The sequence below is a fragment of the Micromonospora sp. NBS 11-29 genome (assembly GCF_002140155.1).
In the GTDB taxonomy this organism is placed as follows: domain Bacteria; phylum Actinomycetota; class Actinomycetes; order Mycobacteriales; family Micromonosporaceae; genus Micromonospora.
The window spans coordinates 5,729-14,522 of the sequence record NZ_NAPR01000001.1 but is presented as its reverse complement, the minus strand read 5'-3'; the positions used below and the strand labels follow the sequence as shown (position 1 = coordinate 14,522).

General features: G+C 77.0%; 2 protein-coding genes and 1 pseudogene. All 3 read right to left on the bottom strand.

Annotated features, from left to right (window positions below; genetic code table 11):
- A pseudogene (locus B1205_RS00020) lies at nt 1-5,705 on the bottom strand (type I polyketide synthase); the annotation flags it as partial.
- A 299-nt stretch (nt 5,706-6,004) separates the two neighbouring features.
- Nucleotides 6,005-8,272: a KR domain-containing protein gene (locus tag B1205_RS00015; protein WP_089153737.1), complete on the bottom strand. Its 2,268-nt coding sequence runs from the start codon at nt 8,270-8,272 to the stop codon at nt 6,005-6,007.
- Complete coding sequence (locus B1205_RS00010) at nt 8,269-8,763, bottom strand: acyltransferase domain-containing protein (protein WP_254909586.1); 495 nt, start codon at nt 8,761-8,763, stop codon at nt 8,269-8,271. The genes B1205_RS00015 and B1205_RS00010 overlap by 4 nt, the downstream gene beginning before the upstream one ends.
- Nucleotides 8,764-8,794: the final 31 nt, after the last annotated feature.

Here is an 8,794-nt window from a genome sequence, read left to right as displayed (position 1 = left end):
TCTGGCGCCCCTGCCCGTACGTCGCCAGCAACGCCTGCGCCTCGATCGGGTCACCCAACGTCGTCCCGGTGCCGTGCGCCTCCACCACGTCCACATCCGACGTGGACAGGCCCGCGTCGGCCAGGGCCGCCCGGATCACCCGCTGCTGCGACGGACCGTTCGGCGCGGTCAGGCCGTTCGACGCGCCGTCGGAGTTGACCGCCGAGCCGCGGACCAGCGCGAGGACCCGGTGGCCGTGGCGGCGGGCGTCGGAGAGCCGTTCCACNCCAGCCGGTGCCGTCGGCGGCGGCGGCGAACGACTTGCACCGGCCGTCGCCGGCCAGGCCGCCCTGCCGGGAGAACTCGGCAAACGTGTCCGGGGTGGCCATCACCGCGACGCCGCCGGCCAGCGCCAGGTCACACTCGCCGCGACGCAGCGACTCGCCGGCCAGGTGCAGCGCGACCAGCGACGACGAGCAGGCGGTGTCCACGGTCACCGCCGGGCCCTCCAGCCCGAGCGTGTACGCCACCCGCCCGGAGATGACGCTGTGCGCCCCGCCGGTCATCAGGTAGCCCTCGGTGCCCTCCGGCACCTCGGTCAGCCCGGTTCCGTACCCGGAGGTGGACGCGCCGACGAACACGCCGGTACGGCTGCCGGCCAGGCCGGTCGGGTCGACGCCGGCCCGTTCCAGCACCTCCCAGGCGGCCTCCAGGGTGAGCCGCTGCTGCGGGTCCATGGCCAGGGCCTCACGGGGCGAGATGCCGAAGAACGCCGGGTCGAACCCGGTCGCCTCGGGCAGGAAACCACCGGCCGGGGTGTAGCCGCTGTCCGGCGCGGGAACCGCCCAGCCCCGGTCGGTGGGGAAACCGCCGATCGCGTCGACCCGGTCGGCGACGAGTCGCCACAGGGCGTCCGGTCCATCCACGCCGCCGGGATAGCGGCAGGCCATCCCGACGACCGCGATCGGCTCGTCATGCGCGGCGGTGACGGTCGGTGCGGCCGGCGCGGCGCGGTCGGTGCCGAACACGGACTCCCGCAGGTGCCGGGCCAGCTCCACCGGCGTCGGGTGGTCGAAGACCAGGGTGGCCGGCAGCCGTAGGCCGGTGACCTCGTTGAGCCGGGTCCGCAGGTCCACCGCGGTCAGCGAGTCGAACCCGAGGTCCTTGAACGGCCGGCCGCGCAGGTCGTCGGCGGTGGCGTGGCCGAGCACCCGGGCGGTCTGCTCGTCGACCAGCCGCAGCAGTTCCCGTTCCTGTTCCGCCTCGGTCAGGTCGGCGAGGTGGCGCAGCGGCTCGGCGACGCCGGCCGGCACGGCGGCGTCCTGCGCCGCCTCGGCCTCGGCGAGCGCCCGGACCTGCGGCAGCTCGGACAGCAGCGGGCTGGGACGGGTGAGCGTGAACGCCGGGTGGAAGCGGCTCCAGTCGACGTCGGCGACGGTGACGCCGGGAGTGGGTCGGTCCAGCGCGCGGTCCAGGGCGAGCAGGGCCCGCTGCGGGTCGATGGTGGGCAGGCCCATCCGGTGCAGTTGCTCGGTGGCGGTGTTCTTCGCGGCCATGCCGTCCGCGCCACCCCAGGCGGTCCACGCCACGGCGGTGGCGGCGAGGCCCCGGTCGCGGCGCTGCACGGCCAGCGCGTCGAGCAGCGAGTTGCCCGCACCGTAGGCGCACTGGCCGGCGCTGCCCCAGGTCCCGGAGACGGAGGAGAAGAGCAGGAACGCGGTCAGCGGCCGGTCGGCGAGGCACTCGTCGAGGTGCAGCGCGCCGAGCACCTTGCCGGCCACGACGTGGGCGAACTCGTCGAGGGTGGTGCCGGTGAGCGGGGTGAGCTGGTCGGTGCCGGCGGCGTGCACCACCGCGGTCAGGTCGGGCAGCGAGTCCAGGAGCGCGGCGACCGCCGTACGGTCGGTCATGTCGCAGGTGGCGGCGGTGACCCGGCCGTCGGCGCCGGGCGCGTCGAGCAGCGCGGCGAGGCCCGGGGTGTCGGCGCCGCGCCGGCCGGCCAGGACGACCCGCCGGGCGCCGCGTTCCAGCAGCCAGCGGGTGACGTGGCCGCCGAGTGCGCCGGTGCCGCCGGTGACCAGCACGGTCGCGTCGGCCCACCGGTCGCCCACCGGCTGCTCCGGTGCGGGGGCCGGGGCGAGCCGGCGACCCCAGACGCCACCGGCGCGGATCGCGACCTGGTCCTCGCCGCTGCCCCCAGCGAGGACGGCGGCGAGGCGGCGCCGGACGGCGTCGTCGGGCGCGGCCGGCAGGTCGATCAGGCCGCCCCACCGGTGCGGTTGTTCCACGGCGGCGGCCCGGCCGAGGCCCCAGACCAGGTTCTGCACCGGGTCGGTGAGCCGGTCGGCGGGGCCGGCCTTGACCGCGCCGGTGGTCAGGCACCAGACGGGCGCGGTGAGGTCGAGGTCGGTCAGCGCCTGGAGCAGCACCAGCGTGGTGGCGGCGGCGACGCTGACGCCGGGGTGCTCGGGCAGCAGCCGGTCCTGGCCGGCGACCAGGTGCAGCACGCCGGCGACCGGCGCGTCCCCGATCGCGGTGCGCAGCCGGTCGGCGAGGGCCGCCCGGTCCAGGTCGCCGTCGCCGAGTCGGAGCACCGCCGCGTCGTCGACGAGTGCGGGTAGCTCGTCGGCCCAGCCGGAACCGGCCGTGGGCAGCAGCACCAGCCAGCGTCCCGCCGGGCGGTCACCCTCGGCGACCGGGACCGGTTGCCACCGCACCTGGTACGACCAGCCGTCCACCACGGAGCGGTCGTGCCGGCCGCGCCGCCAGGCGGCCAGGGCCGGCAGCGCGGGCAGCAGCGTCCGCACCGGCTCGGCGCCGAGCTGGTCGCGCAGCGCGTCCACGTCGGTGTGTTCCACGGCGGCCCAGAAGTCGGCGTCCGCGCCGCCGGCCTCGCCGGTGACGGGGGCGGGCGGCTCGGGCCAGAAGCGCTGCCGGTGGAACGCGTACCCGGGCAGCCGGACCCGGCGCGGGTCGGCGCCGGCGAACAGCTCCCGCCAGCCGACCGCGACGCCGGCGACGTGCAGCTCGGCCAGCGCGGTGAGCAGCGCGGCGGGTTCGGGGCGGTCGCGGCGCAGCAGCGCCACGGCGGTCACGTCCGGGCCGGCCGTCTCCCGGGTCAGCGCGGTGAGCACCCCGCTCGGCCCGACCTCCAGGAACGTGCCGGCGCCGAGCGCGCGCAGCCGGGTGACGCCGTCGGCGAAGCGGACCGCCTCGCGGACGTGCCGCACCCAGTAGTCGGGGGTGCGGACCTGCTCCGGGTCGACCGGTTCGCCGGTCAGGTTGGACACGATCGGCAGCGTCGGCGGGTGCAGCTCCAGCCGGCCCACCACGGCGGCGAACTCGGCGAGCATCGGCTCCATGAGTGGGCTGTGGAAGGCGTGGCTGACGGTGAGCCGCTTCGCGCGTACCCCCTGGTCGGCGCAGCGGCGCTCGACCTCGGCGACGGCGTCGGCGGCGCCGGAGACCACGACGGCGGCGGGCCCGTTGACGGCGGCCACGCCGATCGGGCCGTCCACCCCGGCGAGGAGCGCGTCGACGTCGGCGGGCGGGGCGGCGACGGAGAGCATCGCGCCGCCGGCCGGCAGCTCCTGCATGAGCCGGGCGCGCGCGGCGACCAGCGTGGCCGCGTCGGCGAGGGTGAACACGCCGGCGACGTGCGCGGCGACCACCTCACCGATCGAGTGTCCGGCCAGCAGGTCCGGCCGGACGCCCCAGGTTTCCAGCAGCCGGCACAGCGCCACCTCGACGGCGAACAGGGCGGGCTGGGTGTAGCGGGTCTGGTCGAGCAGGGCGGCGTCGTCGGTGCCGGGGTCGGCGGCGAGGATCGGCCCGAGCGGGCGGGGCAGGTGCCGGTCGAGTTCGTGGCACACCTCGGCGAGCGCGTCGGCGTAGGCCGGGAACGCGGCGGCCAGTTCCCGGCCCATCCCGGCGCGCTGCGCGCCCTGCCCGCTGAACAGGAACGCGAGCTGCCCGCCGCGCGGCCCGTCGCCGGCGACCAGGCCGGGCGCGGCCCCGCCGGCGGCGAGTGTCCGCAGGTCGCCGCGGAGCGCGTCGAGGTCCGCCGCGAGGACGACCGCCCGGTGTTCCAGCGCCCCCCGGGCGGTGACCGACGACCAGCCGATGTCGGTCAGCGCCTCGCTCGCGCCGTCGTCGAGCCAGTCGGCCCAGCGGGCGGCCTGGGCGGCGAGGCCGGCGGCGTCGCGTGCGGAGAGCAGCACCGGCACCAGGCCGGCCGCCTCCACCGGGGCCGGACCGCCCGTCGGCGTGGCGGCGGCATCCGACGCGGCGGCGGGGCCAGCGGTGGCGGCGGTCTCCGGGTTCGGGGGCGTCGGGTCGGCGGCGGGTGCCGCCGGGGCCTCCTCGATGATCACGTGGGCGTTGGTGCCGCTCATGCCGAACGACGACACGCCGGCCCGGCGCGGCTGCTCCCCGGCGGGCCAGGGCAGCGCCTCGGTGAGCACCGACACCGCCCCGGCGGACCAGTCGACGTGCGGGGTCGGCGCGTCGACGTGCAGCGTGGCCGGCAGCCGGCCGTGGCGCAGCGCCATCACCATCTTGATCACACCGGCGACGCCGGCCGCGGCCTGGGTGTGGCCGATGTTCGACTTCACCGATCCGAGCCGCAGCGGCCGGTCCGCCGGCCGGCCCTGCCCGTACGTGGCCAGCAGCGCGGTCGCCTCGATCGGGTCGCCCAGGTTGGTGCCGGTGCCGTGCGCCTCCACCACGTCGACCTGCTCCGGGGCGAGGCGGGCGCTGGCCAGCGCCTGGAGCACCNGGGAGGGGCCGTTGGGGGCGGTGAGCCCGTTGGACGCGCCGTCCTGGTTGACCGCCGAGCCGCGCACCACGGCGAGCACGGGGTGGCCGTTGCGGCGGGCGTCGGAGAGCCGTTCCAGGAGCAGGACGCCGACGCCCTCGCCCCAGGCGGTGCCGTCGGCGGCGGCGGCGAACGCCTTGACCCGGCCGTCGGCGGCGAGCCCGCGCTGGCGGCTGAACCCGACGAACGCGGCCGGGGTGGACATGACGGTGGCGCCGCCGGCCAGCGCGAGCGTGCACTCTCCCTGGCGCAGCGCGTGGGCGGCGAGGTGCAGCGCGACCAGCGACGACGAGCAGGCGGTGTCGACGGAGACGGCCGGTCCCTCGATGCCGAGCACGTACGAGATCCGGCCGGAGACCACGCTGGCGGCGGTGCCGGTGAGGACGTACCCCTCGACGCCGGGCGGCGGTGTCTGGAGCAGCGCCGCGTAGTCCTGGCCGGTGGTGCTGGCGAAGACGCCGACCTGGTGGCCGCGCAGCGCCGTGGGGTCGATGCCGGCGTGCTCGAACGCCTCCCACGAGGTCTCCAGCAGCAGCCGCTGCTGCGGGTCCATGCCCAGCGCCTCGCGGGGCGAGATGCCGAAGAAGCCGGGGTCGAACTCGGTGGCCGAGTCGAGGAAGCCGCCCTCGCCGACGTAGGAGGTGCCGGGGTGGTCGGGGTCCGGGTGGATCAGCCGTTCCAGGTCCCAGCCGCGGTCGGTGGGGAAGGCCGAAACCGCGTCGGCGCCGGTGTCGACCAGCCGCCACAGGTCCTCCGGGGAGCGCACCCCGCCGGGGAACCGGCAGCCGATGCCGACCACGGCGATGGGCTCACGCTGCGCGGCCTCCAACTCGCCGAGCTTGCGCTTCGTCTGGTGGAGGTCGGTGGTCACCCATTTCAGGTATTCCCGAAGGGTATCTTCAGTCGCCATCAGCGCCACCTTTTCGGGCCGGAACAACAGGCGACCCAATACCGTTCGGCGCGAACCTGAATTGCATTGACCCGCGCCCACCAGGTCTCAACTTACGGTGAGGAAGGTAATTGTCGGCGGAGGCGGGTCACAACCCCTAGGGCGCCCCTAGGGCCGCCCCTAGCTGGGACGCCGCCGCGAGGCGTGCAGCCTGTGCGGCCGGGCCGGCGCGGCCGGCCGTGCCGGGCCGGTCGCGGCGGCGTCCACAAAGCCCCCACGACCGGCCCGGCCGCCGACTCCACAATCGGCGGGGAATGCGTTCAGAATTCGCCGCCCGGCCCGCCCAGCTCGCGGTGGATGAAATCGAACAGCTCGGCGTCGCTGGCCCCGTCGAGGGTACGGGTCACCGGCTCCTCGACCGGCGCGGAACGGTCGTCGCCCCAGCGGGCGATGAACGCCTGCATCTGCACCAGCAGCTTCTGCCGGGTGAGCTGGTCCGGCGCACCGGCGGCGAAGAGACCGTCGACCTTCTCCAGTTCGGCGAGCAGCCCGGTGGTGGCGGCGGCCCCGTCGGGTGCCAGCAGGGTACGCAGGTGACGGGCCAGGGCCAGCGGGGTCGGGTAGTCGAAGACCACGCTGGCCGGCATCGCGGCCCCGGTGGCGGCCCGGAGCCGGTTGCGCAGCGCGACGGCGGTCATCGAGTCGAAGCCGACCTCCCGGAACGCCCGGTGCGGGCCGAGGACGCTCGGGTCCGGGTGGCCGAGCACCGCCGCGGCCTGACCGGCGACGAGGTCGACCAGGATCGCGTCCCGCTCCGCGTCGCCGAGCGGGCCGAGCCGTTCGCGCAACGCGGCCGAGGCGGCGTCGTCCGTGGGCTGGTCGGCGTGCAGGCCGCGCAGCGCCTCCCGGGCCTCGGGCAGCTCGCCGAAGAGCGGGCGGTCCCGGACCGCGGCGACGGCCGGCACGAACCGGTCCCACCGCACGTCGGCGACGACGAGCCGGTCGCCGTCGGCGACGGCCCGGCGCAGCGCGGCCACGGCCAGCTCCGGGTCCATCCCGGGCAGGCCGCTGCGGCGCAGTTGCGTCAGGTCGTCGTCGGCGAGGCCGTCCGCCCAGGGACCGAACGCCACCGAGGTGACCGGCAGTCCGGCCCGCTGCCAGGTGCCGGCGAGGACCTGGAGCAGCGCGTCGCCGGCCGCCTGCCCGCAGCGGCCGCCGGAGCCCCACACGCCGGCGGTGGACGAGCAGACCACCAGCGCGCCGAGCCCTCGTTGGTCCATCTCGTCGGCGTGCCGGGGCAGGTCGCCGACGGTGGCGAGCAGATCGGCGGCGAGCGCGGCGAGGGTGAGGTCGGCCAGCGGCACGGTGCCGGTGTCGGCGGGCACGTGCACCAGCCCGGTCACCGGCCGCCCGTCGGCGGCGAGCTGCGCCATCCGGTCGGCCAGCTTGCCGCCCGGCGGCTCGTCCAGCGGCACCACGGTGGCGCCGGCGGCGTCCAGCCAGGCGGTGGTGTGCCGGGCGACCGGCCCGGCCCCGCCGGTGAGCAGGACACTGCCGTGCGGCGTCCAGCCGCCCGTGCCCTCGGCCGGGCCGGCGGCCCGGACCAGCCGCCGCACCAGCGTCCCGGCGGGGCGGACGGCGAGCTGGTCCTCCCCCTCGGTGTTGGTCAGCGCGGCGAGCAGCGCGGCGGCCGTCCCGGCGGTCACCGTGCCGGGCAGGTCGACGAGTCCGCCGACGTGCCGGGGGTGTTCCAGGGCGGCGGCCAGGCCGAGACCCCAGCTCGTGGCCTGCCACGGCCGGACCGCGGGTTCCTCGCCGGCGGTGGTCGCCCCGGTGGTGGCGAGCCACAGCGGGGTGCCGCCGTCGCGGGCGGTGTGCGCCTGCAGGAGCAGCAGGTTGGCCGCGAGCCCGGACGGCAGGGTGTCCTGCTCGGGGTGCGGCGCCTCGTCGAGCGCGAGCAGCGACAGCAGCGCCGTCGGCCGGTGCTCGGCCTCCGCCCGGGCCAGCTCGGCGGCGAGGCCGGACCGGTCGGCGGTGGCCGGGTCGACGGTGAGCAGCCGCACGTCCGCGCCGCCGGCGCGCAGCGCCTCGGCGACCGTGTCGGCGGTCTCGCGCGGCGGCGCGACCAGCAGCCAGCGGCCCGGTTCGCTGGCGGTGAGCGGGCGTCGGTGCCAGTCGACCCGGTAGCGCCAGCCGGCCAGGGCCCCGTCCTGGCGACGTCGGCGGCGCCAGGTGTCGAGTTGCGGCAGCAGGTCCCGCAGCGGCTGGGCGGTGTCGATGCCGAGCCGGTCGAGGTCGCCGCCGTGGACCGCCCGCCAGAACTCGCCGTCGTCGGGTTCCGCGCCGCCGACCGGTGTGGTCAGGGTGGGCCAGTAGCGTTGCGGCTGGAACGCGTACGAGGGCAGTTCGGGCAGGTCACGGGCGGCGGGACGGGGGCCGGCCAGCGGCTCCAGCACCGCCGGCCAGTGCAGGTCACGACCGGTCGCGTACCACGCGGCGACCGCGGTGAGCAGGGCCGTGACCTCCGGTACGCCGGCGCGCAGGGCGGCCACGGCGGTGGTGTCGTCGGGCAGCAGCTCGGCGTTCATCGGGGTAAGCACGGCGGCCGGCCCGATCTCCAGNCCCCGGCGGCGGCCAGCGCGGCGATCCCGTCGGCGTAGCGGACCGCCTCGCGGACGTGCCGCACCCAGTAGTCCGGGGTACGCAGGTCGTCGCCGTCGGCGGGCGCACCGGTCAGGTTGGACACGATCGGCAGCAGCGGCGCGGAGAACGTCAGCCCGTCGAGCACGGCGNCCATCAGCGGACTGTGGAACGCGTGGCTGACCGTCAACCGGCGGACCCGCACGCCCCGATCCCGCCACGCCCGCTCGATCTCGTCGAGCGCTTCCACCGGGCCGGACACCACCGTCGACGCCGGCCCGTTCACCGCCGCGACGCCCACGCTCGGGTGCCCGCCGATGGACTCGACCACCTCGGCCTCGGGCGCGGCCACCGCCAGCATCCCGCCACTGGAGGGCAACGCCTGCATCAACCGGCCCCGCGCCGCGACCAGCGTGCACGCGTCTTCCAGGGACAGCACCCCCGCCACGTACGCGGCGGTCACCTCACCG

Excerpts from the sequence above, each read along its gene's own strand:
- B1205_RS00015 (WP_089153737.1), bottom strand. The coding sequence starts at position 8,272 with ATGAACGCCGAGCTGCTGCCCGACGACACCACCGCCGTGGCCGCCCTG.